The organism is Rhodanobacter umsongensis, from assembly GCF_042654965.1.
Classification (GTDB): Bacteria; Pseudomonadota; Gammaproteobacteria; order Xanthomonadales; family Rhodanobacteraceae; genus Rhodanobacter; species Rhodanobacter umsongensis.
In genome coordinates this window covers 398709-422958 of record NZ_JBHSMK010000009.1, presented here as the reverse complement: position 1 = coordinate 422958, position 24250 = coordinate 398709, and the positions used below count along the sequence as shown (strand labels likewise).

Annotated in this window: 25 protein-coding genes; 12 read left to right on the top strand and 13 right to left on the bottom strand. The window is 67.0% G+C overall.

Annotation, left to right across the window (positions count from 1 at the left end; all coding sequences use genetic code 11):
- The first annotated feature begins 29 nt into the window (after window positions 1-29).
- Both ACFPME_RS14650 and ACFPME_RS14645 read left to right on the top strand, forming a co-directional pair.
- Window positions 30-791 (top strand): NAD kinase, encoded by a 762-nt coding sequence (locus tag ACFPME_RS14650; RefSeq protein WP_377306395.1) that lies wholly within the window; start codon window positions 30-32, stop codon window positions 789-791.
- A 71-nt stretch (window positions 792-862) separates the two neighbouring features.
- Complete coding sequence (locus tag ACFPME_RS14645; RefSeq protein ID WP_377306394.1) at window positions 863-1792, top strand: 5'-nucleotidase; 930 nt, start codon at window positions 863-865, stop codon at window positions 1790-1792.
- Window positions 1793-1823: 31 nt separating this feature from the next.
- Here ACFPME_RS14645 and ACFPME_RS14640 read toward each other — a convergent pair whose 3' ends face one another.
- The 3 genes from ACFPME_RS14640 to ACFPME_RS14630 all read right to left on the bottom strand — a co-directional run bounded on the left by ACFPME_RS14640 (window position 1824) and on the right by ACFPME_RS14630 (window position 4401).
- Window positions 1824-2816: a transporter family protein gene (locus ACFPME_RS14640; RefSeq protein WP_377306393.1), complete on the bottom strand. Its 993-nt coding sequence runs from the start codon at window positions 2814-2816 to the stop codon at window positions 1824-1826.
- Between the two features lie 92 nt (window positions 2817-2908).
- Window positions 2909-3544: a LysE family translocator gene (locus ACFPME_RS14635; RefSeq protein WP_377306392.1), complete on the bottom strand. Its 636-nt coding sequence runs from the start codon at window positions 3542-3544 to the stop codon at window positions 2909-2911.
- Window positions 3541-4401, bottom strand: a complete 861-nt coding sequence (locus ACFPME_RS14630; protein ID WP_377306391.1) for an NIPSNAP family protein — start codon at window positions 4399-4401, stop codon at window positions 3541-3543. The genes ACFPME_RS14635 and ACFPME_RS14630 overlap by 4 nt, the downstream gene beginning before the upstream one ends.
- Before the next feature lie 93 nt (window positions 4402-4494).
- Here ACFPME_RS14630 and ACFPME_RS14625 point away from each other — a divergent pair, with 93 nt between their 5' ends.
- Entirely contained in the window at window positions 4495-5457 is a 963-nt protein-coding gene (locus ACFPME_RS14625; protein ID WP_377306390.1) for a helix-turn-helix transcriptional regulator, read from the top strand.
- A gap of 9 nt (window positions 5458-5466) precedes the next feature.
- Here ACFPME_RS14625 and ACFPME_RS14620 read toward each other — a convergent pair whose 3' ends face one another.
- The 3 genes from ACFPME_RS14620 to ACFPME_RS14610 form a co-directional block, all read right to left on the bottom strand.
- Window positions 5467-5811: an antibiotic biosynthesis monooxygenase family protein gene (locus ACFPME_RS14620; protein WP_377306389.1), complete on the bottom strand. Its 345-nt coding sequence runs from the start codon at window positions 5809-5811 to the stop codon at window positions 5467-5469.
- The gene (locus tag ACFPME_RS14615; protein ID WP_377306388.1) at window positions 5808-6794 is read right to left on the bottom strand and encodes an alpha/beta hydrolase; all 987 of its coding nucleotides are present in this window, start codon (window positions 6792-6794) and stop codon (window positions 5808-5810) included. The genes ACFPME_RS14620 and ACFPME_RS14615 overlap by 4 nt, the downstream gene beginning before the upstream one ends.
- A 129-nt stretch (window positions 6795-6923) precedes the next feature.
- Window positions 6924-7799 carry a DMT family transporter gene (locus ACFPME_RS14610; RefSeq protein WP_377306387.1) on the bottom strand — a complete coding sequence of 292 codons (876 nt, stop codon included), beginning with the start codon at window positions 7797-7799 and terminating at the stop codon, window positions 6924-6926.
- Window positions 7800-7936: 137 nt separating this feature from the next.
- On the opposite strand from ACFPME_RS14610, the gene ACFPME_RS14605 reads away from it, so the two are divergent.
- The 5 genes from ACFPME_RS14605 to ACFPME_RS14585 are packed head-to-tail and all read left to right on the top strand — an operon-like array spanning window position 7937 to window position 13080.
- Window positions 7937-9106 (top strand): acyl-CoA dehydrogenase family protein, encoded by a 1170-nt coding sequence (locus tag ACFPME_RS14605; protein ID WP_377306386.1) that lies wholly within the window; start codon window positions 7937-7939, stop codon window positions 9104-9106.
- Window positions 9107-9123: 17 nt separating this feature from the next.
- Window positions 9124-9672, top strand: a complete 549-nt coding sequence (locus ACFPME_RS14600) for a GNAT family N-acetyltransferase (protein WP_377306385.1) — start codon at window positions 9124-9126, stop codon at window positions 9670-9672.
- Window positions 9669-10166, top strand: a complete 498-nt coding sequence (locus ACFPME_RS14595) for a nucleotidyltransferase family protein (protein WP_377306384.1) — start codon at window positions 9669-9671, stop codon at window positions 10164-10166. Before ACFPME_RS14600 ends, ACFPME_RS14595 begins: the two co-directional genes overlap by 4 nt.
- Entirely contained in the window at window positions 10163-10765 is a 603-nt protein-coding gene (locus tag ACFPME_RS14590) for a glutathione S-transferase family protein (protein WP_377306383.1), read from the top strand. Before ACFPME_RS14595 ends, ACFPME_RS14590 begins: the two co-directional genes overlap by 4 nt.
- Window positions 10766-10809: 44 nt before the next feature.
- Window positions 10810-13080 carry a thiamine pyrophosphate-dependent enzyme gene (locus ACFPME_RS14585; protein WP_377306382.1) on the top strand — a complete coding sequence of 757 codons (2271 nt, stop codon included), beginning with the start codon at window positions 10810-10812 and terminating at the stop codon, window positions 13078-13080.
- 21 nt (window positions 13081-13101) lie between these two features.
- Here ACFPME_RS14585 and ACFPME_RS14580 read toward each other — a convergent pair whose 3' ends face one another.
- The 3 genes from ACFPME_RS14580 to ACFPME_RS14570 form a co-directional block, all read right to left on the bottom strand.
- Window positions 13102-14850: a sensor domain-containing diguanylate cyclase gene (locus tag ACFPME_RS14580; protein ID WP_377306381.1), complete on the bottom strand. Its 1749-nt coding sequence runs from the start codon at window positions 14848-14850 to the stop codon at window positions 13102-13104.
- Between the two features lie 453 nt (window positions 14851-15303).
- Entirely contained in the window at window positions 15304-18762 is a 3459-nt protein-coding gene (mfd, locus tag ACFPME_RS14575; protein WP_377306380.1) for a transcription-repair coupling factor, read from the bottom strand.
- A gap of 104 nt (window positions 18763-18866) precedes the next feature.
- A complete protein-coding gene (locus ACFPME_RS14570) occupies window positions 18867-19472 on the bottom strand; it encodes a GNAT family N-acetyltransferase (protein ID WP_377306379.1) in 606 nt (201 codons plus the stop codon).
- Between the two features lie 185 nt (window positions 19473-19657).
- On the opposite strand from ACFPME_RS14570, the gene ACFPME_RS14565 reads away from it, so the two are divergent.
- Together ACFPME_RS14565 and ACFPME_RS14560 are read left to right on the top strand one after the other, a co-directional pair.
- Window positions 19658-20056, top strand: a complete 399-nt coding sequence (locus ACFPME_RS14565) for an MmcQ/YjbR family DNA-binding protein (RefSeq protein WP_377306378.1) — start codon at window positions 19658-19660, stop codon at window positions 20054-20056.
- A complete protein-coding gene (locus tag ACFPME_RS14560; protein ID WP_377306377.1) occupies window positions 20053-20445 on the top strand; it encodes a VOC family protein in 393 nt (130 codons plus the stop codon). Before ACFPME_RS14565 ends, ACFPME_RS14560 begins: the two co-directional genes overlap by 4 nt.
- 4 nt (window positions 20446-20449) lie before the next feature.
- Here ACFPME_RS14560 and ACFPME_RS14555 read toward each other — a convergent pair whose 3' ends face one another.
- From ACFPME_RS14555 to ACFPME_RS14545, 3 genes are all read right to left on the bottom strand, one after another.
- Window positions 20450-20989, bottom strand: a complete 540-nt coding sequence (locus ACFPME_RS14555; protein ID WP_377306376.1) for a DUF2058 domain-containing protein — start codon at window positions 20987-20989, stop codon at window positions 20450-20452.
- 66 nt (window positions 20990-21055) lie between these two features.
- Window positions 21056-21385, bottom strand: a complete 330-nt coding sequence (locus tag ACFPME_RS14550) for a DHCW motif cupin fold protein (RefSeq protein WP_377306375.1) — start codon at window positions 21383-21385, stop codon at window positions 21056-21058.
- Between the two features lie 39 nt (window positions 21386-21424).
- Window positions 21425-22336, bottom strand: a complete 912-nt coding sequence (locus ACFPME_RS14545; RefSeq protein ID WP_377306374.1) for a cation diffusion facilitator family transporter — start codon at window positions 22334-22336, stop codon at window positions 21425-21427.
- A gap of 88 nt (window positions 22337-22424) precedes the next feature.
- On the opposite strand from ACFPME_RS14545, the gene ACFPME_RS14540 reads away from it, so the two are divergent.
- Window positions 22425-23153, top strand: a complete 729-nt coding sequence (locus ACFPME_RS14540) for a helix-turn-helix domain-containing protein (protein WP_377306373.1) — start codon at window positions 22425-22427, stop codon at window positions 23151-23153.
- Between the two features lie 154 nt (window positions 23154-23307).
- Complete coding sequence (locus tag ACFPME_RS14535; protein WP_377306372.1) at window positions 23308-23703, top strand: VOC family protein; 396 nt, start codon at window positions 23308-23310, stop codon at window positions 23701-23703.
- A gap of 29 nt (window positions 23704-23732) precedes the next feature.
- Here the strand turns inward: ACFPME_RS14535 and ACFPME_RS14530 are convergent, their stop codons facing one another.
- The gene (locus ACFPME_RS14530) at window positions 23733-24245 is read right to left on the bottom strand and encodes a Slp family lipoprotein (RefSeq protein WP_377306371.1); all 513 of its coding nucleotides are present in this window, start codon (window positions 24243-24245) and stop codon (window positions 23733-23735) included.
- Window positions 24246-24250: the final 5 nt, after the last annotated feature.

Here is a 24250-nt window from a genome sequence, read left to right as displayed (position 1 = left end):
CGGCTGACTTAAGCCACGGATTCCCGCGCATGCGTTTCGCCTTCGTCGCCAGCGACACCAGCATCGCCCAGCAGGCGCGACGCAAGCTGGTGGATCGTTATGGCGACGTGCCGCCCGAACAGGCCGAGTTGATCGTGGCGCTGGGCGGCGATGGCTTCATGCTGCGCACCCTGCATGCGCGTCGGGCGCTGGAGGTGCCGGTGTATGGCATGAAGCTGGGCCAGGTCGGTTTCCTGATGAACAAGCACAAGCTCGACGGCTTGCCGGAGCGGATCGCGCGCGCGCACACCGCGTCGCTGTTTCCGCTGCAGATGCAGGTCACCGATGCGGCGGGCACCGAGCATACGGCGCTGGCATTCAACGAAGTCTCGCTGCTGCGGCAGAGCAACCAGGCCGCACATCTGGAGGTGCAGCTCAACGACACGGTGAAACTGGCTGCGCTGGTCTGCGACGGCATCATGGTCGCCACTCCGGCGGGTTCCACCGCGTACAACCTGTCCGCGCACGGCCCGATCCTGCCGCTGGACGCGAACGTGCTGGCGCTGACCCCGATCAGCCCGTTCCGGCCGCGTCGCTGGCGCGGCGCGATTCTGCCGCATCGCACCGAAGTCATTCTGCGCGTGCTCGATCCCGGCAAGCGGCCGGTCAGCGCCACCGCCGACTTTCACGAAGTACGCGACGTGCGCACGGTGGCGATCCACCAATCCGGCGGGCAGGGCGTGCGGTTGTTGTTCGATCCGGAACACAATCTGGAACAGCGCATCCTGGATGAGCAGTTCGCGGCCGAATGATCGATGCCTCACCGCATGGCCAGTGCTTCTGCCGATCACCTTTCTTCACCGCTGAACTCGAACACCCCGCCATGACCTCCCCATCGACTTCCGCGCATGATCCCGCCGCCATCAACGACAACCGCCTGGTCGTCGCGATCTCCTCCCGCGCACTGTTCGACCTGGGCGACAGCCACGCGCTGTTCGAGCGCGATGGTCTCGATGCCTACCGCGCCTTCCAGATCGACCACGAAAACGAGATCCTGCAACCCGGCGTGGCCTTCCCGCTGGTGCAGAAACTGCTCGGCCTCAACAAGCTGGCAGGCGACGTGCCGCCGGTCGAGGTGATCCTGCTGTCGCGCAACTCCGGCGACACCGGCCTGCGCATCTTCAACGCGATCCAGCACTACGGCCTGCAGATCAGCCGCGCCGCATTCACCAGCGGCGCGCCGACCTCCGACTACATCGCCCCGTTCAAGGCCGACCTGTTCCTTTCCGCCAACGCCGAAGATGTCGGCCGCGCGCTGGCCGCTGGCGTTGCCGCCGCCACGATCCTGCCCAGCACCGCACCACCGCGAGCCAGCGAGCAACTGCGCATCGCGTTCGATGGCGACGCGGTGCTGTTCGGCGACGAAGGCGAACGCGTGTCGCGCGAAGAGGGCCTGGAAGCGTTCCATCGAAACGAATCCGAACACGCCGCCGAGCCATTGTCGGTTGGCCCGTTCCGCGGCTTCCTCACCGCCTTGCATCGACTGCAAACCGCGTTCCCCGCCGAAGATTCGCCGATCCGAACCGCCCTGGTCACCGCCCGCTCCGCACCCGCGCACAAGCGCGTGATCCTGACCCTGCGCAAGTGGGGCGTACGCATCGACGAGGCGCTTTTCCTCGGCGGCCGCGACAAGGGCCCGTTCCTCGACGCGTTCGGCGCCGACATCTTCTTCGACGACTCGCCGGCCAACGTGGAGTCCGCGCGCAAGCACGTGGCGACCGGGCATGTGCCCCACGGGGTGAGCAATCGTTGACCGGCTTCGCGCAGGCCGCTTCGGGGCCTGCTCAGTGGACGTAGTTGATCGCGATGGCCGGGGTGATCGTGGTTGTCGTGTGGCGGCCGGTGATCACCCGGGTGCCGAGCAGGACACCCAGGTTGGCGCCCCAGCTGTACTCGACCGCGGGCGCAAAGCCGAACGCCTCGCTGGCGCCGGAGCTTCGACGGATGCGTGCCTCGCCGTAGCCGGGCAGCGTGACGCCGTTCACGCGGGTGCCGTGATTGCGGCGATACGTGACGTCGAGCGCCAGCACCCAGCGCCGGCTCAGGCTGTATTCCCAGGCTGCGTTGACGAAGAACGAGTTGCCGGGTCTGGCGCTGCCCCGAAAGCCGTTCGCCGTGCCGTAGACGCTGGCGTCTTCGACGTGCGCCTTGCCGGAAACGGACTGCGCCACGTTCAGGCGCATGCGCAGGATGCGGCCGTTCGCGAGCCAGAAGTATGTTTGCGTGTTGAGCTGCAGCGTGGTGGTGCTGGCACCGCTGCCGAGCCCGTCGCCGGGCCGGTCGTCCAGCCGGTCGTATTTTCCGCTCGGTAGCGTTTGCTGCAGTTGCAGCGAGATCGTCGGTAGCGGGCTGCCCTCGTGGAATTCGGTGAGCCGGTATTGCGCCTGCACGCTGACGTCGCCCAGCCCGATGCCGGAACTGTCGCCCGCGCCATCCATCCGGTTGTAGCCCAGCACGGGAATCAGGCCGACCGTCAGCCGGTCGGTGAGTCCGTAGAGCATGTAGGTCAGCGACCCGAAGCCATCCGAATGCGGTGAGGACACATCGTAGAGATAGGGCTCGATCAGGAAATGGCCGCGCGGCAAGGTCGCGGCCGAATTGGCCAGCATCGGGCCGGTCCACCACGCGTCGTCCAGCGACTGGCGCACGGGCGGCGAGGGCGGCGCGGTGTCCGGGAGTGCTGCGGGATCCGCGGTGGTCTGGGCCCATGCGGCCGGCGTCAGCAAGATGCCGGCCAGCACCCAGCGCAAGGCGCAGCATCGTCGCCTCGGCGACATGATTTTTGCCAGCGTCATCTTCATAGCGTCGTTCCCCCAGGGTTCCGCCATACGATCCGTTATTCGCATCGGCATGGCTATCCGTTTCTTGCTCAGATCCGGTGCCAGCCTTCAAACCCGGTCAGCATCGCCGCGGCAATCAACACCATGCCAACACAGCGCGTCGCCATCATCCCGGCCACCGGCCGGCTTTGCAGCCATAGCCGCGCGCGGTCGGCCATCAGGGCCACGCCGCCGTAAACGCACAGCTGGTTGATCGCGATGATCAGCCACATGACCAGGGCCTGCAGCCAGATCAGGCCGTAGTCCGGGCGCAGGAACTGCGGGAAGATCGCCAGCATGAACAGGTAGGCCTTGGGGTTGAGCAGGCTGGTCAGCATCCCCTGGCGAAAGGTCGCCGCGCGCGAGCGCGACCTGGTATCCGGGCACAGGCCCAACGGGGATGCGCTGCGCATCAGCGAGATGCCGATCCAAGCGATGTACAGCGCGCCGGCGAGCAGCAGCGCGTTGAATGCGCCGGGAATCAGTTTGATCAGCACGCTGATGCCCAAGGCCGTCATCAGCACATGGCAGACCCCACCGGCGACGATGCCGGCCACGGCGGCCAGACCGCGGCTGCGGCCACCGGCCAGCGCGCTGCCCATCACGAAGGCCATGTCCAGGCCCGGCAATACCACGATGCCGAAGACGAGGACAAAGAACAGCCACAGCTGCTCGTAATGGATCACGGCGATACCCCGGTGGTTGCGCCGGGCAGCCAGCGCAGGCGCGAGCGCGGGGTCGGATCCATCACCACGCGTTCCGGGGTGCCGCGCAGCAGTCCGCTGGCGAGCAGCGACTGTTCCGCCGCTGCCAGCCGCGGCGCAAGCCGTTGTTCCAGCGTAGCCTGGTCCTTGACCACGCCAAGCCACACCAGGAACGGACCATCCGTGCGGATCGGCAGCTGCGGAAAGTTGTTCGGCACGTCCAGCGATACCAGCACCCCGGCCGGATGCACGCCCTCGCCGTGGTAGGTGGAGAACGAGGCCTGCGCCCGCTCGGCAAATGCTTCCTCGCTGCCTTTCCTTACCGCGAAGATCTGCGCCACCACGATGCCCTGCGCACCATGGTCTTCGATCACCGGATCGACGGCCGGCAGCACCGTGATGCCCTGATCCGGGTGCAGGGGGCGCAGCAGCGACACGTTGTCGCTGTCCGGCAGGATCGCGTTGACCTTGAGCCGATGCTCCTTCCACAGCGGCCCGTAATAAAACGCCGCGTTGACGATCGGGCGTGCGTTGATGTCGTGGAAGCCGCGCAGCCAGGTGAATCGGTTCGGCTGACCGCGCTCGGTGAACTGGCCGAACACCATTGCGCCGAGCTGCTCGAAGGCTTCGGGGAAGTAGGCGTCGAAGTATTTGACGAAGTGCGCCAGCTCGCCGTCCGCCGTGACATAGCGGCGGAATTCGACGACCTGGTAATCCTTGAGGTGCTGCACGCTTTCCATCATGGGGGCCTCGTTCGCTGGTGTGCCGTGTGCCGGCAGGGCTGCGCCGAACGCGATGCCTGCGACGATGCCGGGCAGCAGTCGTTTTAAATGGTTCATGGGTATCCCTGGCCTGGACGCCGGGTGGCGCAGGCACACGCTAGAACCCATACAGGGCAAATTTCGCCCTGATTTGTCGCTACCATGGCCGCCATGGCGAAACCCACCACCCGCGTGCTGGCGGTGCTCGACCTGCTGCAGAGCCACGGCCGCATGAGCGGGCCCGAACTGGCGCGCCGGGTCGGCGTCGACGTGCGCACGCTGCGGCGCTACATCGTGATGCTGGAGGACCTCGGCATTCCGCTCACCACCGAGCGCGGCCGCCACGGTGCCTACATGCTGGTTGCCGGCTTCAGGCTGCCGCCGATGATGTTCACCAACGACGAGGCGGTGGCGCTGTCGGTGGGCATGGTGGCGGCGCGCGGGCTGGGCCTGGCCGAGGCGGCGCCGGCCGTGGAAAGCGCGCAGGCGAAACTGGCGCGGGTGATGCCGGATGGCCTGAAGCGCCACGTGCGCGCGATCGCCGATACGGTCAAGGTCGACCTGTTGCCGGCCTCGAGTACGCCCGGCAGCAACGCGGCGCTGATCGCACTGACCGGCGCGGCGCAGGCGCAGCGTAGCGTGTCCATGGGTTACGACTCCGCCGCGGGCGCCCACACCGAGCGCGAGTTCGACCCATACGGCCTGGCCTGGCGGGCGGGTGCCTGGTACGCGGTCGGCATGTGCCACCTGCGCCACGGCCTGCGTTCGTTCCGGCTGGACCGGGTCGGCGAGGTGCGCCTGCTCGATCAAGCGTTTCGCCGGCCGCCCGGTTTCGACGCCCTGGATCAGCTGCAGCGGAGCATCGCCACGATACCGCACGCCCATGCGATCGAGGTGCTGCTGCACGCAGATCTGCCGACGGCGCGCAAGGCGTTCTCGCTGGCGTTCGGCCTGCTCGAACCGGTGCCTGGCGGCGTGCTGCTGCGTACCGGCGCCGACGACCTGGGCTGGTTCGCGCGCCAGCTCGCCGGCCTGTCGTTCGGCTTCGAGATCCACGCGCCGGCGGCGTTGCGCACCGAACTTGCGCGCTGTGCCACGCGCCTGCGTGGACTGGCACGTGCGCGCCGGCGCTGACGGCGGCTTTCAGGCGTGGAACGCGCGGCTGTCCGCGGGCGCCTGTTCGCGCTCGTGCATGCCGTAGTCGCGGTCGACGCCAGCCACGCGCAGCCGGTAGTCGCTGAAAATGCCGGCGCGGCCCTGGCCCTGGGCGAGGCGATGCGCTTCCGTCCGGCGCCAGCCCGCCACCGCTTCCTCGTCGCGCCAGAACGACAGCGAGAGGATCTTCCCCGGGGTCGAGAGGCTCTGAAAGCGCTCGATCGAAAGGAAGCCGTCGATGCCGTCGAGCAACGGGCGCAGGCCGGCGGCGATATCCAGATAGTCCTGGCTGCGTCCATCGGCCGGTACGAGTTCGAAGATCACCGCGATCATGGCTGCATCTCCTGCGCGGCGTGGATGAATGCGTTCACGCTCCGGTACAGGGAGTGACGGTTGCGCTCCAGGTGCATCACGTGGCTGCCGTGGTCGATGCGCATGCGCCACTTGAGCGGGCTGGCGCCGAACCTCGCCAGGAGCGCCGTGGCGCCCGCGTCGTCCGTCACCGTGTCGTAGTCGCCGTACACCACGAAGACCGGAACCGTGATGGCCGCCGGGTCGTACGGATAGCCGCCGCCGGATGCGACCGCGTCGATGTCCGCCGCGGGACCGGCGGGAATGCGCAGCTCGCCCGGCGGGTCGCCCGCCACGTGCGGCGCCGACGCGTCGAATTCGCTGGCCCAGCGTCGCGAGACGGCCGGTTCCAGCAAGGTCAGCTCCGGCGGCAGGACATGCTTGAAACGCAGTTGTTGATAGCGTGCCTCGGCGCTGATCGTCCACCACGCTTCTTGCGCGGGGCCGGCCGGCTCGCCCGGCTTCGGCACGACCGGGCCGAACAGGGTGAGCGAGGCCAGCGCGTCGGGATGTTTCGCGGCGAACGTGGCGGCCGGAAGGGTGCCCCAGGAATGCGCGACCAGATGGATGCGGCCCATCCCGCGCGCCTTGCGCAGGTAGTCGACGGCCACGGCGATTTCCCGAGCGGCTTCCGGGGCGCGGGTCACCGGCGCGGCGTCTGCGGCCGTGTGTGCCATGGTCGCGGGGCGGCTGGATGCGCCAAAGCCGACGAAGTCCAGGCCGCAGGCGAGAAACCCCTGCTGCGCCATGAAGTCCATCCAGGAATCCCCCGGCGCGAATTCGAAGCCGAACGCCAGCATGGTCGGGAAGCTGGCGCCATGCACGAACAGTACGCCTTGACCGTTCGCCTGTGCCGGAGCCACGCAGTGCAGCGCGACCTGCTGCCCGGGGTCGTGCGCGATGGGCAGGTGGACGGTGCTTGCGGACATGGCGGAGACCAGTCCGAGTGCCAGTAGTGTGGACATGCTGCTGCCTTCGTGGGCGGGCGATGCAGGCATAGTGGCTCCGGCGCGCCAGCACATGCTTCGGCGGACGGCGAAACATCGGCGCGGACCGCTGGGGCAGCAGATGCCCCGACCGTGCCGGCTTGCGCGTCAGAGCATGCGCACGCGCTTCCACCACTGCGTGACCTGCTCCTCGCGGACGAAGGTGAACAGGCCGGCACCAAGGATGATGGCGATGCCGATCGCCATCGGCCAGTCCAGCCGATCGTGGAAAACTACATAGCCGAGCAGCACCGCCCACACCATCTGGCTGTACTGGGTCGGCGCGACGTGGTTCGCCGGCGCCTTCTGGGTAGCCAGCATCAGCAGCACGGCAGCCACGGCGGCGAGCAGGCCATAGCCGAGCAGGAGCAGCCATTGCCCGGGCTGCGGCCAGCGGAAATCGGCCAGCATCAGCGCGCCGGTGATCAGCGCCGAGCCGACCATGCCGGCGCCATACAAGGTGATGCGTTTTTCGTGCGGGCCAGCGAGGCGCAACGCGATCATCGAGATCGCGCCGGCAAGGCCGCAAATGATGGCGGCCAGGTGGCCAACGCCGAGCACGCGAAAGCCCGGCCGCAATACCACCAGCACGCCGACAAAGCCCGCCACCACCGCCGACCAGCGGCGCCAGCCGACGTGCTCCTTGAGCACCAGCACCGACAGCAGGGTGACAAAGATCGGCAGCAGGAAGATCAGCGCAAAGGCCTCGGCCATCGGCAGGGCGGTGAATGCAATCACCGCGGCGATGCTGCCGACCGCGCTGGCGACGGCACGCACCAGCCACAGGCCCTGTCGCTGCGCGAACATCACCTCACGCCAGCGGTCGCCACCGCCCTTGATGAAGGGCAGCGCGGCGAGGCCCAGCGTGGCACCGAAGAAGACTGCTTCGTAGGCGGGCAGCGAACCGCGCAGCGACTTCACGAAGGCATCGCTGAACGCGTAGGCGGCAAAGGCCATGAAGCCAAGCAGTACACCTTTGAACATGGGCTTCCGGGGAATGGTGAGAGAGGGCCGGCCCCGGCAAGTCGGTTTTGCCGCGTCCCGACCGGCTCCGGGCGCCTGTGCACTGCCGGGTCCCGCGCTACAATAACGGTTTTTACGCATCCGTCTCCGGAGCTCCCATGGCTGTCAGTCTGAATCCGCTCGATCTGTACGATGTCCGTTCTTTGCTCACCGACGAGGAACGCATGGTGCAGGACACCGTCGGCCGCTTCGTCGACGAGCGGGTGCTGCCGATCATCGGCGACTGCTTCGACCAGGCGCGTTTTCCGAAGGAACTGATCCCGGAGATCGCCGCGTTAGGCCTGCTCGGCGCCACGATTCCCGAGGAGTACGGCGGCGCCGGCATGAACGGGGTCAGCTACGGCCTGATCTGCCAGGAGCTGGAGCGCGGCGATTCCGGCCTGCGCAGCTTCGCCTCGGTACAGAGCTCGCTGTGCATGTACCCGATCTACGCCTACGGCAGTGAGGAACAGAAGAGGCAGTACCTGCCTCGGATGTCGGCCGGCGAGGTAATCGGCTGCTTCGGCCTGACCGAACCGCACGGCGGCTCCGACCCGGCCAACATGAAGACCCATGCGAAGAAGGACGGCGGCGACTGGGTCATCAACGGCGCCAAGATGTGGATCACCAACGGCAACCTGGCGCACATCGCGATCGTGTGGGCACAGACCGACGACGGCATCCAGGGCTTCGTGGTGCCGACCGACACGGCCGGCTTCAAGGCGCAGGAAATCCACAAGAAGATGAGCCTGCGCGCCTCGGTCACCAGCGCGCTGTTCTTCGACAACGTGCGCGTGCCGGACAGCGCGCGGCTACCCAACGTGAAGGGTCTGAAAGGTCCGCTGGGCTGCCTGACCCAGGCGCGCTACGGCATCACCTGGGGCCCGATCGGCGCCGCCCAGGCCTGCCTGAAGGAAGTGCTCGATTACACCAAAGAGCGCATCCTGTTCGACCGCCCGCTCGCCTCCAACCAGGCAGTGCAGCTGAAGCTGGCCGACATGGCCCGCCGCATCACCACCGCGCAGTTGCTGTCGCTGCAGTTGGGCCGGCTGAAGGATGCCGGCAAGATGCAGCCGACCCAGGTCTCGCTGGCGAAGTGGAACAACTGCCGCATGGCGATCGACATCGCGCGCCAGTGCCGCGACATCCTCGGCGGCGCCGGCATCACCACCGAGCACGGCGCGATCCGCCACGCGCTGAACCTGGAATCGGTGATCACCTATGAAGGCACCGAGACCGTGCACGAGCTGGTGGTGGGCCGCGAGCTGACCGGCATCAACGCATTCTGAGCGGAGCGTGGGGGCGCATGGACTTCGATTCGCTGCGTATCGAAACCGATCGACTGATCCTGCGTCCGCCGCGGGCGGAGGATTTCGACGCCTACGCGGCCAACATGGCCGACGCCGAGGCGGCGCAGTTCATCGGTGGCCAACAATCGCGCGCCGCCGCCTGGCGCGGTTTCCTGACCCTGGCGGGTGCCTGGTCGATCCAGGGCTTTGCGATGTTCTCGGTGATCGAGAAAAGCACGGGCCAGTGGATCGGGCGGCTCGGGCCATGGCATCCGGCCGACTGGCCCGGCACCGAGGTGGGTTGGGGCCTGGCGCGCGCCGCCTGGGGCAAGGGCTACGCGCTGGAAGGCTGCGTGGCGGCGATCGACTGGACGTTCGATCAGCTGGGCTGGGACGAGATGATCCATTCGATCGATCCCGACAATCGCGCCTCGCAGGCGCTGGCGCAGCGGCTCGGTTCGACTTGCCGCGGCGCGGGCAAGTTGCCGGCGCCGTACGAGGATTCACCGACCGAGATATGGGCACAGACGCGCGAGCAATGGCGACGTCGCCGCGCACAGCCATGAATGCATCCGTCCACGTCGACACGGCAGCGGCATTGCGCGAGGTACTCGCTGCGGCGATACCGGACCTGCATCGCCTTTGCCGCGATCCGTGGACCCTGATCGGCAGCGCCGCGGCACGCCTGGCCGGCGCCGAGGTGGCGGTGGCCGACCTCGATGTGCTGACCAGCGTGCGCGATGCGGAAACCCTGGCCGGGCACTGGCGGGCACAGCGCGATGACGCCTACGTGCCGCGCGGCGAAGAGCGCTTTCGCTCGTGTTTCGCCCGCTTCCGTTTCCGCGGGTTGCCGGTGGAAGTCATGGGCGGCCTCGAACTCTGCGGCGAGCGCGGCTGGGAACCGGTGCGGGTCGACCGGATCGTCACACTGGACGCGGAAGGCCTTGCGGTCCCGGTTCCTGCGGTGGCGGAGCAGATCCGCGTGCTGGAAAGTTTCGGACGTCCCAAGGACCTGCAGCGCGCGGCGCTGTTGAAACGCTTGAGCGAGGAGCGGCAATGATCACCATTTACGGCATGCGCGCCTCCGGCAACTGCTACAAGCTGCAACTGCTGCTGGACCAGCTGGGCCGCGACTACCGCTGGGTCGACGTGGACAGTGCACATGGCGAGACGCGCACGTCGGGTTACCTGGCGAAGAACCCGAACGGCAAGGTGCCGCTGCTGGAACTGGACGACGGCCGCCGGCTGGCCGAATCCGACGCGATTCTCTGTTACCTCGCCGAAGGCACGCCGTTCCTGCCGGACGATCGCTGGCTGCGCGCGCAGACGCTGCAGTGGCTGTTCTTCGAGCAGTACAGCCACGAGCCGTGCATCGCGGTGGCGCGCTTCATCCGCGGCTGGCTGCCGCCCGACCATCCGCGCCAGGCCGAGGTTCCGGCGCTGCTGCAGAAGGGCGCGCAGGTGCTGACGGTGATGGAGCAGCACCTGGCCGGGCGCGAGTGGTTCGTGGGCGACAGCTACGGCATCGCCGACATCGCGTTGTACGCGTATACCCATTGTGCCGGTGACGGCGGTTTCGACTTGGCCGGGTTCCCGAACATCTGCATGTGGCTCGCCCGCGTGCAGGCGCAGCCCGGCCACTCCCCGATGCAGCGTTAGAACCGCTGGCGACACCTACCTTCCACTTTGCCGAAATCGAGCCCATGCCCATTCCGTTTGCCATCAGCGCCCGCCACAAGGGTTTCAACCGTGCCGAGGTCGTCGACCAGAACTTCATCGAGTTCGTGCAGCTGTGGCAGGGCGACGTGCGCGCCGCGCCGCGCGACAGCGAGGCGGTGTTGCCGGGCAGTGCGCTGGATGCGCGCGGTTTTCGCGAACTGCTGGAATCGCAGCTGATCTCCCGCCACCTCGACCTGATGGCGCGCGTGCTGCGCGTGCAGAACAAGGTGTTCTACACGATCGGCTCCAGCGGCCACGAGGGCAACGCGATGGTGGCGCGGCTGGCCCGGCATACCGATCCGGCGTTCCTGCATTACCGCTCGGGCGGCTTCATGGCCGAGCGCTTCCGCAAGATTCCGGGGATGGATCCGGTGATGGATTCGGCACTGAGCTTCGCCGCCAGCAAGGACGATCCGGCTTCCGGCGGCCGCCACAAGGTGTGGGGCAGCAAGCCGTTGTGGGTGCTGCCGCAGACTTCGACGATCGCCTCGCACCTGCCCAAGGCGCTCGGCACCGCGGTGGCGATCGAGCAGGCGCGCCGCATCGGCCACCAGCTGCCGATTCCCGACGACAGCATCGCGATCTGCTCGTTCGGCGACGCCTCCAGCAATCACGCCACCGCGCAGACCTCGTTCAACGCCGCGGCATGGACGGCGTACCAGAAGCTGCCGGCGCCGGTGCTGTTCGTGTGCGAGGACAACGGCATCGGCATCTCGGTGAAGACGCCCAGCGGCTGGATCGCGAACAACTACCAGCATCGCTCCCATCTGGATTACTTCTTCGCCGACGGCCTCGACCTGGCCGAAGGCTACGCCCAGGTGCAGCGTGCGGTGGAACACTGCCGCACGACGCGCCGGCCGACCTTCCTGCATCTCAGGACCACCCGCGTGATGGGCCACGCCGGCACCGACTTCGAGATCGAGTGGCGCTCGATCGAGGAGTTGTTCGCGGTGGAGGCGACCGATCCGCTGCTGCGTTCGGCCGGCATCGCGCTGGAGTCGGGCCTGTACGCGAAGGATGATTTGCTGAACTTGTACGAAGCCACCCGCAAGCGTTGCTTCGCCGCCGCCGAGGATGCGGATTCGCGCCATCGGCTGACTTCGCTGGAAGACGTGATGAAGCCGCTGGCGCCGTATACCCCGGCGGCGGTGAGGGCCGAGGCCACGCGTGCGGACTACGCCGATAAGCGCCTTGCCGTGTTCGGCGGCGAGGCCAAGCTGCCGGAAAACCTGCCGCCGCGGCACATGGCGATCCAGATCGGCCAGGCCCTGCACGACCTGCTGGCGAAGTATCCCGAGGCGCTGCTGTTCGGCGAGGACGTGGCGCAGAAAGGCGGCGTGTACACCGTCACCAAGGGTCTCAACAAGGTCTTCAAGGGCAGCCGCGTGTTCAACACGCTGCTGGACGAGACGATGATCCTGGGCCTGGCCCAGGGTTACGCGAACATGGGCATGCTGCCGCTGCCGGAGATCCAGTACCTGGCGTACTTCCACAACGCCTGCGACCAGATCCGCGGCGAGGCGGCGTCGCTGCAGTTCTTCTCGAACGATCAATACCGCAACCCGATGGTGATGCGCGTTGCCTCGCTGGGCTACCAGAAAGGCTTCGGTGGGCATTTCCACAACGACAACTCGATCACCGCGCTGCGCGACATTCCCGGCCTGGTGGTCGGCTGTCCCAGCCGCGGCGACGATGCCGCGATGATGCTGCGCACGCTGATGGCGCTGGCGAAAGTGGACGGCCGCGTCTGCGCGTTCCTCGAACCGATCGCGCTGTACATGACCAAGGACCTTTACGAAGCCGGCGATGGCCAGTGGCAGTTCGACTATCCGGCGCCGGACCAGGCGATGACGCTGGGCGAGGGCCGCGTGTACGGCGAGGCAGCGAATGATCTGGTGATCTTCACCTTCGGCAACGGCGTGCCGATGGCCTTGCGCGCTGCGCGCACGATCGAGAAGGAACAGGACTGGCAGGTTCGCGTCGTCGACCTGCGTTGGCTGGCTCCGCTCAACGACGCGTTCATCGCGGCGCAGGCCCGGACGGCCAAACGCATCGTGGTGCTGGACGAAGGCCGCAAGAGTGCGGGGGTGGGCGAGGGCGTGATCACTGCCATCGTCGAGGGCGGTTGCGGCGGCACACCGCTGCAGCGGGTGGTCGGCGCCAATACGTTCACTCCCCTGGCTGGTGCGGCCCTGCTGGTGTTGCCGGGTGAGGCGGACGTGGTGGCGGCGGCACGGCAACTGGCGAAGCGCTGAAGCGCCCCAAGCAGGCCAGCGCTACTCGCGCTTTTCCACGACATGCAGATGGGCGGCCGGCGGTACGTTGGACGTCACGTTGCCTTCGCGCAGGCAGACCCGGTTGCGGCCATTGAGTTTGGCTTCGTACATGGCCTGGTCGGCGCGTTCGACCAACGACTCCAGGTCGTCGCCGTCCCGCCGGATGGCCACGCCTATGCTGACACTGAGCAGCAGCGATTCATCGCTGGCGGGAATCTCCAGCCGGTGCACGCGCCGGCAAAGGCGGGTCGCCACATGCATCGCCTGCTGCGGCTCGGTGCCGTCAAGCAGGGCGACGAACTCTTCGCCACCGTAGCGACCCAGCAGGTCGGACGGCCGCAGCTCCGCGGCGAGCGCCCTGGCCACGGCCACCAGCGCACGGTCGCCGGTGTTGTGGCCCTGCCGATCATTGAGCAGCTTGAAGTGATCCAGATCCAGGAAAAGCAAGGCGATCGGATGCGGCGATCCGTTGGCCAGCAGCGCGCTGGCCCGCTCGGTCCAGGCGCGGCGATTGAGCACGCTGGTGAGCGCGTCATGGTCGGCCAGCACGCGTACGATGTCGCGGTCGTGGCGCAGGATGAGGGCGCGGTCGACCAGGCCCAGCGACAAGGCGATCGCTTCGAAAGCGCCGCCGGCGAGGCTGGCATCGTTGAGCCAGTCCAGCTCCGGCAGTGCGCCGCTGACCTGGGCGCTGGTCGCGGCGGTAAGCAGCAACAGCGGTGTCCATCCGATCAGGAAGAACCACGCCTGACGCGAGCCGCGCGCGACGGCGACGATGGCGGCAACCAGCAGCAGCATGGCACCGATCATCAGCAACGGGTTGATCAGGATCTGCGACACCTCCACCAGCAACGCGATGTGGCTGCAGCGCATCAGCACCAGCTGGATCATGCCGACGGCCAGCGCCGTTATCGGCACCCGCAACAGTGGCGCGTAATGTTGCAACTCGCAGAACCGCGTCATGAACAACGACGCGAACGCGACCGACAACGCGACGGCGGCCGGGCCGGCAATCGCGGCGACGCCGGTGAACCAGTCCCACCCCAGTGGATGGAAGATGAAGCCGGTCTGGATGGACTGGATCAACGCGTAGCAAAGAATGTAGCCGCCGTACCAGGCATAAGTGACGTCGCGCAGCATCACCGCGAAGCACAACGCCATCAGCACCATGGCCAGCATCACCGCGAAACATGCACTGGCAAAGGCCAGCCAGGACGCATCGTGCTGCAGGTAGCCGCTCAAGGATTCGATCTGGAAACGCACCGGCCCGCTGAGTGTCGGTGACGGCTCGAAGCGCAGCAGGATCGGTGCCGATGCGGGCTGTGTCGCCGGCACCCGCCATGCCAGCCGGCCATGGCCGTGAAGCGCCTCGCTGAAGTCGTCGAGCGCCAGCGGCTGGATGCCGTTCGCCGTCACTACGCTGACCGTACCCAGCGGCGGCGGATAGATCGTCAGCACGCGTTCCTGGTTGCTCCACGGCGGCTGCGGCATGATGACGACCCAGCTGCCACCCCCGCCGAGCGGGAATCGCTGCAACAGCGACGGGTCGAAGTTTCTCAGCAGCCCGGCGCGGCTGTCGTCCAGCACGACTTGCGCGGTGTCGCCCGCGCGCACCTCTCGCCATCCACCATTCAGCGGCGTGGCGGCCTGGCATACGGCCATGCCAAGCAGCCCCAGCAGGCCGAGCACAGGGCCTAGCCGTGGCCGCCTGCGGCGACCTCGTGCCGGCATTGTGATCAGCCTCTCCATTTGCATCACCCCTTTGTGTCAACCTCATGCGAGGTTGCGAATGAAATCTGCGCGCACTTCCCGGATCACCCGTACCCGGCTCGCGTGCCGGCCAGCCGTGCTGATCGCGCTTGGGTTCCACTGTCCGCCGACGCGTACGGCGCCATGGCAATAGCCGAACCTGCATCACTCGCTGGGTTCATGTCAAGCACGCAGCGTGCCAGCATGATGGCTGGAGAGGCAAGGCGCGGCCGTGCCCACCCAGGTGCAGCCGGAGCGCGCGGCAACGTCGCTGCGTCACGATCGATCTGGCCGGCAGTGGGCAATCCGGACGCTCAGGGTCACTTCGCTGCACGGGCGCCCATGGGTGACGACGCAACGACGACGGCAGCGCGGCCCGAGCGCCGGATGCCACGCCTGATCGGGTCGATCGCGTCGCATGCAGTAACGACCGTGCCAGGATGCCTGGTCGTGTCATCCGGGCCTGCGGGCGCCCAGCAGGACCAGGATTTCCTGGGCACTGCGGATGCGCTCGGTGGCGCCGGGCAAGTCGAGGATCACCTTCAGCTTGTCCTGGCCATCCAGCTTGTATACGCGGGGCAGTTGCTGGATCAGCCTGATGATCGCCATGGGATCCACTTCGGGCTTCTCGCGAAACACGATGCGCCCGCCGCTGGCGCCGAAGTCCAGCTTGCGGATGCCCAGCGGAGTCGCCATCAGTTTCAGGCTGGCCACCGCGAACAGCTGTTTGGTGCTGTCCGGAAGCAGACCGAACCTGTCGATCATCTCCACCTGCAGGTCGCGCAGGTCGTCTTCGGTACGCGCGCTGGCGATGCGTTTGTACAGGGTCAGGCGCGCATGCACGTCGCCGAGATAGTCGTCGGGGATCAGCGCGGGCAGGTGGAGTTCGACCTCGGTTTCGTGTTCGCTGCTGAGGTCGAAATCGGGGATCTTGCCGGATTTCAGCGCGCGCACAGCGCGGTCCAGCAGCTCGGTGTACAGGCCGAAACCGATCTCCTGGATCTGGCCGGATTGTTCGTCGCCGAGCAGCTCGCCGGCACCGCGGATCTCCAGGTCGTGGGTGGCGAGCGTGAAGCCGGCGCCGAGTTCTTCCAGCGAAGCGAGAGCTTCGAGGCGCTTCTGCGCGTCGGCGGTGATCGACTTGCGATCGGGCACGATGAGGTACGCGTAGGCACGATGATGGGAGCGGCCGACGCGGCCACGCAGTTGATGCAACTGCGCCAGCCCGAAACGATCGGCGCGGTCGATGATGATGGTGTTGGCGGTGGGGATGTCGATGCCGGTTTCGATGATGGTGGTGCACACCAGCACGTTGAAGCGCTGGCGATGGAAGTCCGCCATGACGCCTTCCAGCTCCCGTTCCGGCATCTGGCCGTGGGCGATGCGGATGCGCGCCTCGGGCACCAGTTCCTCCAGTTCGCGCACGGTGCGTTCGATGCTCTGCACCTCGTTGTGCAGGAAGTACACCTGGCCGCCGCGCGACAGCTCGCGCTGCAGCGCCTCGCGGATCGTGGCGGGGTCCCACGTCGATACGAAGGTGCGCACGGCTGAGCGGTGGGCCGGCGGGGTGGCGATCAGCGACAGGTCGCGCAGGCCGGCCATGGCCATGTTCAGCGTGCGCGGGATCGGCGTGGCGGTCATCGTCAGCAGGTCGACCTCGGCGCGCAGCTTCTTCAGCTGCTCCTTCTGGCGCACGCCGAAGCGCTGTTCCTCGTCGACGATGACCAGGCCGAGATTCTTGAACTTGACGTCCGGCTGCAGCAACTTGTGGGTGCCCACGATCACGTCGATCTGGCCGTCGGCCAGGCGCTTCAGCGCCTCGTTCACTTCCTTGGTGGACTTGAAGCGCGACAGTACGTCGACCCGCACCGGCCAGTCGGCGAAGCGATCGGCGAAGTTGCGGTAGTGCTGCTGCGCGAGCAGGGTGGTCGGCACCAGCACGGCAACCTGCTTGCCGGCGGTGGCGGTGGCAAACGCGGCGCGCAATGCCACCTCGGTCTTGCCGAAGCCGACATCGCCGCAGATCACCCGGTCCATCGCGCGCGGTGCAGCAAGGTCGCCAAGCACGGCCTCGATCGCGGTTTCCTGGTCGGGCGTCTCCTCGAACGGAAACGTGCTGCCGAATTCCTCCACCAGTTGACGATCGATCGGCATCGATTCCCCGCCGCGCGCCTCGCGCTGGGCGTAGATCGCCAGCAGCTCCGCGGCGACATCGCGCACCTTCTCGGCGGCCTTCCGGCGGGCGCGTTCCCACGCGTCGCCGCCAAGCGAGTGCAGCGGCGCGAGCTCTGGCGCGGTGCCGCTGTACCGGCTGACCAGGCCCAGTTGCGACACCGGCACGTAGAGCTTGTCGCCCTTGGCGTATTCGATGGTGAGGAACTCGCCATCCATGCCGCCCACGTCCATCGAAATCAGGCCCTGGTAGCGCCCCACGCCATGATCGACATGCACGATCGGTGCGCCGAGGGTGAGCTCGGTGAGATCGCGGATGATGCTTTCCGGATCGCGCGCGGTGCCGCGGCGGCGCTTGCGGTCGCGTTCGCTGCGCACGCGCTCGCCGTACAGCTCGCGCTCGGTAAGTACGGTGATCGCGGGTCGGGTGAGTGCGAAGCCCTGTTCCAGTCCGGCGATGGTGATGGCGAAACGCTGTGCATCCGCGGCGAGGAACGTGGTCCAGTCGTCCACGTTGTCGGGCTTCATGCCGCCGCCGGCGAGCGTCTCGATCAACGCCTCGCGCCGTCCGGCCGAATCTGCCGCAACCAGCACGCGACCGGGATAGCTGGCGAGGAAATGCCTGAGCGACGTGCCCGGCTCCTCGCCCTTGCGGTTGAGCGGCAGTTCCGGTGCCGGCTGCGTGCCGGTGTCCATGGCGTGCTCGTGACCGGCATCGACCACTTCCACTCGCAGCTGCTTGTTCAGTCGCTCGCGCAATTGCTCCGGCGGCAGGTACAGCTCGGCCGGTGGGAGCACCGGGCGTTCGATGTCGTGCGCACGCTGGTCGTAGCGTTCGGCCGTCTGCGTCCAGAACTGGTCGGCGGCCTCGCCAGCCCCCTCGCCGAGCACGAACAGCGCGTCATCGGCGAGGTAGTCGAACAGCGTCGCGGTCTGTTGGAAAAACAGCGGCAGGTAGTACTCGATGCCGCCCGGTGTGACGCCTTCCTTCATGTCCTGGTACAGCGGGCAGCGGCGCACATCGATGGGAAAGCGCTCACGCAGGCTGCTGCGGAAGTCCTTCGCGGCCTCCTCGGTCAACGGGAACTCGCGCGCGGGCAGCAGTTCGATCTTCTCCACCTGCTGCTGCGAGCGCTGGGTTTCCGGATCGAAGCTGCGGATCGATTCCACTTCGTCGTCGAACAACTCGATGCGGTACGGCTCGGCGGTGCCCATCGGAAAGATGTCGAGCAGCGCGCCACGCACCGCGAAGTCGCCGGGCTCGGCCACCTGGGGCACATGGCGATAGCCGGACGCCTCCAGCCGGCGCTGTTCGGCTGCGAGATCGAGCTTCTGACGTTTGGCCAGCACCAGTCCGGAGCCGGTGATGTGCGAGCGCGGCGCGATCCGCTGCATCAACGTGGCCACCGGCACCACCAGCACGCCACGCGTCACCCCGGGCAGCTGATACAGCGTGGCAATGCGTTGCGAAACGATCTCCGGGTGCGGACTGAAGGCGTCGTAGGGCAGCGTTTCCCAGTCGGGAAAATGCAGCACCGGCAGGTTGCCGGCGAAGATCTTCAGCTCCGCTTCCAGCGCCTGCGCGCGCAGGGTGTCGCGGGTTACCGCCACCAGCAGGCCATCGTGCGTGCGCGCCGCCTCGGCGATCAGCAGCGCCCGCGCGGAGCCGTGCGGGGTCGTCCAGTAGCGGCGTTGCTTCGGGGTGGTCGGGAGCGGCGGGTGCTTGATCAGGCTGGACATAGGTACGCGTGTTCAGGGCGCAGCCGTCGAGCCGCGCCGGGGAAAGCGGGCAAGTGTAACGCGATGGACCAGCCGGGCCGGGGCCGCTTCGTGCGCCCTGGCGATCAGAGCTTCAGCGTGATCAGCGCAGTGCCTGGTTCGTCGGGTACCATCCGCTGGCTGAAGCCCAGCTCGCGGCACAGATCCAGCATCGGCCGGTTCTCCTGCAGCACATAACCCCACAGCTCGGCGAGGCCCCGGCGACGGCTGTCGTCCACCAGTCGCTGCATCAGCAACGCGCCCAGGCCCAGGCGGCTCCAGTCGCGTTCCACCAGTACCGAGAACTCGGCACTGTCGGTGGTTTCGTCGACGTAGATCCGGCCCACGCCCCGCATCTCGGCCGGCTGCACCGAATCGTCCATGAGTACATAGGCCGTTTCGACCACCGGGTCGATGCAACACAACCGCTGGGCCATCGGCGCCGGCAGCTCGGACATCGCATGGAGGAAGCGGCGACGAATATCCTCCGGCGACAAGCGGGTAAAGCAACGCTGCATCGCCGCCACGTCGCCGGGCTCGATCGTGCGCAACATCAGCTCGCGAGCGTCCTGCGTACGCACCCGTTCACCACCCGCCGAGGGCGCCACGCGCGGACGAGCGAAACGCTCGCTGCTGCGTGGCGGCATCTGGGCGAATCGGGAGGGGGAGGAGAAGTCGATGGCGGGAATCATGGCAGTTCCATACTTTTGCGTATTGTGTGCAACGCAACATGAATTTGCAATGATGATGGGGACGGTCCAACCCAACTAGGCACCGTCCTGGCGCGAACCATGTTGCGGTGCGGTAAGCCCGTCGAGCCACAGACAGTCGCGAAGCCACGCCGCACAATGCGCGCTGGATTTCCACGGAGCACGGCATGATCCCTCAACGGACCCGCGGCCTCACTGCCACCCGGTTGCACGCGCTCTGCCGGCATTGGCCCGGCGTCACGCGCGACACCAAGTGGGGCATCGACATGGTGCTCAGCGTCGGCGGCAAGATGTTCGCCGTAATGCCGTCGGACGGCAGTGAAGGCGGGCGGCTGTCGTTCAAGGTGGCCGACGACCGCTTCCTCGAACTCACCGACCAGCCCGGCATCACCCCGGCGCCGTACCTGGCGCGTGCGCACTGGATCTCGATCACCGAACCGCAGCGTTTCGCCACCACGGAACTGGAGACCTTCATCCTCGACGCCTACATGCTGATCCGGGCGAAGCTGACCAAGAAAATGCAGGCGGAACTGGGGCCGCTGCCGACAGTCAAGGCAGGAAAATGAAACAGCATCTCGGCGCATTGGCGCTGCTGGTCGCCGACTACGACGAGGCGATCGCCTGGTACACCCGCGCGCTCGGCTTCGAACTGGTCGAAGACACCGACATGGGCGCCGGCAAGCGCTGGGTACTGCTGGCGCCGCCCGGTTCCCGCGAAACCCGTCTGCTGCTGGCCAAGGCCAAGGGCGAGGAGCAGGCCTCGCGCATCGGCAACCAGACCGGTGGCCGCGTGTTCCTGCTGCTCCACACCGACGACTTCCAGCGCGACTGGCAACGCATGCGCGCCGCCGGCGTGCACTTCCGCGAAGAACCGCGCCGCGAGGCCTACGGCACGGTGGCGGTGTTCGAGGATCTGTACGGCAATGGCTGGGACTTGCTGGAACTGAAGCGCTGACGCGTTACCAGATCAGGTCGTCCGGTACCTGGAACTGCTTGTAGTACTCGTCGTCCGCGTCTTTGCCGTTGCCGGCTTCGGCGCGGCCGTGATCGAGCACGATCATCGCCGCGTCGCGGGCATGCACCTTGTCAGCCGCGATGCGCGGCAGCAGCTCGTAGCCCTGGTCGTGACGCACGATCACCAGCGTGCCGCTGGCCAGCTGCGCACGCAGCGCTTCGTTCACCAGCACATCCCTGATCTTGTCGCCGTCGGTGAAGCGGTAGGCGATCTCGCCCTCGCGCTTCACCTTGTGCGCCTCGACGATCTGCCGAATCTGCGCGTGCTGTTCGCTGATGCGTACCTGTGCATTACGCTCCGCCGCCAGCGCGCGATCGCGTTCGGCCTTCTCCGCCTGCAACCGCTGCGCCTCCACCTGCTCGGCGCTCGGCGCCGTCGGTCCCTTGCCCTTGTGCTTCTTCGCCTGCTCGCGCACGACCTGCGCGGCCTTGGTCTTGTTGACCAGGCCGGCCTTGAGCAGTTGTTCCTGCAGGGGGTTGCGCATGTCGGAGCGTCAAAGGCTGGGTCGCGGGAGGGAAAGTGTATCGCCGTGGCGGACAGTTCAGTCGACTCAGTCGACGACGAAAAGCCTGGCGCCAGTATCCGTGGACGATCGATGGGGTTCGGCATGATCGGCGACCTGATAGCTCATGCCGGGTCGGAGCGTGAATTTCCGGCCGTCCTCCAGCTCGGTATGCAGCTCGCCATCGACGCACAGCAGGATATGGCCTTTGACGCACCAGTGGTCCGCCAGGTAGCCGGGGGTGTACTCGATCATCCGAACCCGCATGTTCCCGAAGTGCCGGGTCCGCCAATAGGCCAGTCCCGTTTCACCGGGATGTTCGGTGCGCTCGATGCTCGACCAGTCGGTGGTGCTGAATGGCATGTCGGAAAGCTGCATGGGAAGTCCTGTTGCCTTGAATGGTCAATGCGGATTCGCTCAATCTGCAAAATCCGGCTCGAAGAAGCTCCAGCGCACGTCGCCAAACTCCGCCTTCATGGCAGCCTCGACGGTGTTGATCGCCTCGATCAGGTGGTGGTCGCCGGCGGTGGGCTGCATGCGCGCCTTCACCGCCACCATCACGTCGGGGCCCATCTGCAGGGTGAGCAGGTTCAGCACCTCGGCCACTTCCGGGCGGCTCTTCAGGAAGGCCATCAGCTCGTCGCGGCGGCGCGGCTCCATGCCCTGGCCGATCAGCAATGCCTTGACCTCGATCGCTACCAGCACCGCCACCACGATCAGCAGCACGCCGATCGCGATGGTGCCGGCGGCGTCGAACATCAGGTTGCCGGTGAGCATGGTGGCGCCCACGGCGATCGCGGCCAGGCACAGGCCGACAAGAGCAGCGAGGTCCTCGCCGAAGATCACCAGCAGCTCGCTGGAACGCGTCTGGCGGAACCACGTCCACAGATACTGGTCGCCGCGGGCCTTGTTCACTTCCTGCAGGCAGCCGCGCATCGAGATGCCCTCGACCACGATGCCGAACACCAGCACGCCGAGCGCCAGCCACGGCCACTTCAGCGGCTCGGGGCTGGTCAGCTTGTGGATGCCTTCGTAGATCGAAAACATGCCGCCCACGCTGAACAGCAGGATGGCGACGAGGAACGACCAGAAATACAGCGCGCGGCCCCAGCCCAGCGGGAACTCGTCCGACGGCGGGCGCCTGGCCTGGCGGATGCCGAGCAGCAGCAGGCCTTGGTTGCCGCAGTCGGCGAGCGAATGCACCGCCTCGGCCATCATCGCGCCGGAACCGGTGACGAAGGCGGCGAACAGCTTGGCCACGAAGATGGCGAAGTTGGCGCCCAGCGCGAGCAGGATGGCCTTGATCGGGTTGGCGGCGTGGCCGGACATGTTCGGTTCCTTCGACAATGGCCGTGAAGTGTAAGCCACCGCAAGAAAATCCGGCCAGCACCCTTTCGCGGCATGGCAAGATGCCCGCATGAGCTACCGGGAATCCTCGCCATCGCCGTGTCTGCAAGAGTGGATTGCCGCTTATTGGGGCATCGACAGCGCGGTCGACAGCATGCTGGCCGCACAGCGGATTCTCCCGGATGGCTGCGCCGACCTGATCTGCGATTTTTCCGGCACATCGCCACGGATGCGCTGGGTCGGCACGATGACTCGCGCCATCGTGGTTGAGGCCGGCAGCCGCCAGGATCTGTTCGGCATCCGCTTCGTGCCCGGCGGATTGTTTCCGCTGCTGGGCGCGCCGCTATCGCTGCTGACCGACGACAGTGCCGAGTTTTCCGCGCTGCCAGCACAGGCGTGGCGTCCACCGCTGAACGGATGGTGCGACGATCGGGACTTTGCCGCCCGCTGTCGCCGCGCCGATACGAGTCTGATCGCCGCTCTGTCGTCGTTGCGGCTCGACAGCATGACCAGGTTGTTGCAGCGGTTGCAGGGGCGACCGGCACTGCCGTCGGCGACCGCCTTGGCCGACGAGACGGGTGTCGGCCTGCGCACCCTGCAACGACGTTTCATGGAGCATGTTGGTGTCAGTCCAAAGCAACACCTGCGCTGGCTGCGCTTCGAACGGGCGCGGCAGCTGCTGTTGCGAAGCGATCGGCGGTCGGTGGAAATCGCCATGGCGGTGGGCTACAGCGATCAGGCGCATTTCGTGCGTGAATTTCGCCGTTTCGCCGGCGTGACGCCCAGGCGCTGGCGCTGATGGGGTCCCTATCGGGTTGAACATCGTTTCAGGTCGACGCTGAAAAAAAGACTGCCAAATAGCGACCACCAGATCCGCACGCTGACGCGTTTGTTCAATACCGCCACGGCAAACTCGGACATGCTGGTTTCCCACTTGCCCAAGGAGTCCCGTCATGGCGTTACCCGTTTGCCGCAAGATCACACCCGTGTTGTACATCGAAACCATCGCGCCCAGCCTCGCGTTCTGGCGCGACCGGCTGGGCTTCGCGATCACCGCCGAGGTGCCGGGCGAGGGAGGGCCGGCGTTCGTGATCCTGGTTGGCAACGGCATCGAGTTGATGTTGCAGACCACCGCCTCGCTGGCCGCCGATCCGCATGCGGCGGGGATGTCGTGGCGGGGCGACCGCAGTTGCCTGTTCGTCGAGGTGGATGACATCGACGCGCTGGCCACGGCGCTGGACGGTTGCGAGATCGTGGCGTCGCGGCACGAAACATTTTATGGCTCGACCGAGATTGGGTATCACGAACCTGGCGGCCACTTCGTCACGTTCGCGCAGTTCGAGCGCTGAGTTCCGGGCCGGAGCGAGACCGCAAGGCGTCAGTGGATACCGACGCCCACGCCCAGGCCGAAGCGGACGTTGTTGCGGCCCTTGTTCAGTTCCTCGGTCGTCCAGACGTGCGACTGTGCCGTGGTGACCAGCGGGAACACGTAGTCGGCCTGGCCGACCTTGCCGGCGCGGCTGCCGTCGAGCTTGCCGCTGACCGTCATCAGGGCGCCGGTCGGATAATCGAGTGGTTCGGCGTAGCCGGGCAGCACTGCGACGAAGCGGCCGCTGCCGCTGTCGTTCGCCTTCGGCCGCTGCGAGGAATCCAGCGGATAGGCGAGCAGCTCGACTTCGCTGTGATCGGCCAGATTCATCACCTGCACGATGCGGCCGCCCCAGATCACGTCGCCGCCGGCAAAGCGTTCGGGGGATTGCGCCACCTGTTGCGGCGTGGCGACAACCGCGTGGGGAGTGGGCTTGTAGATGGGTGCCGGCGCGCAGGCGGCCAGGATCAGCGGAACCAGCAGGGCAGACAGGCAGAGCAGGGAGCGGGCGGCGTTGCGCATGGCGG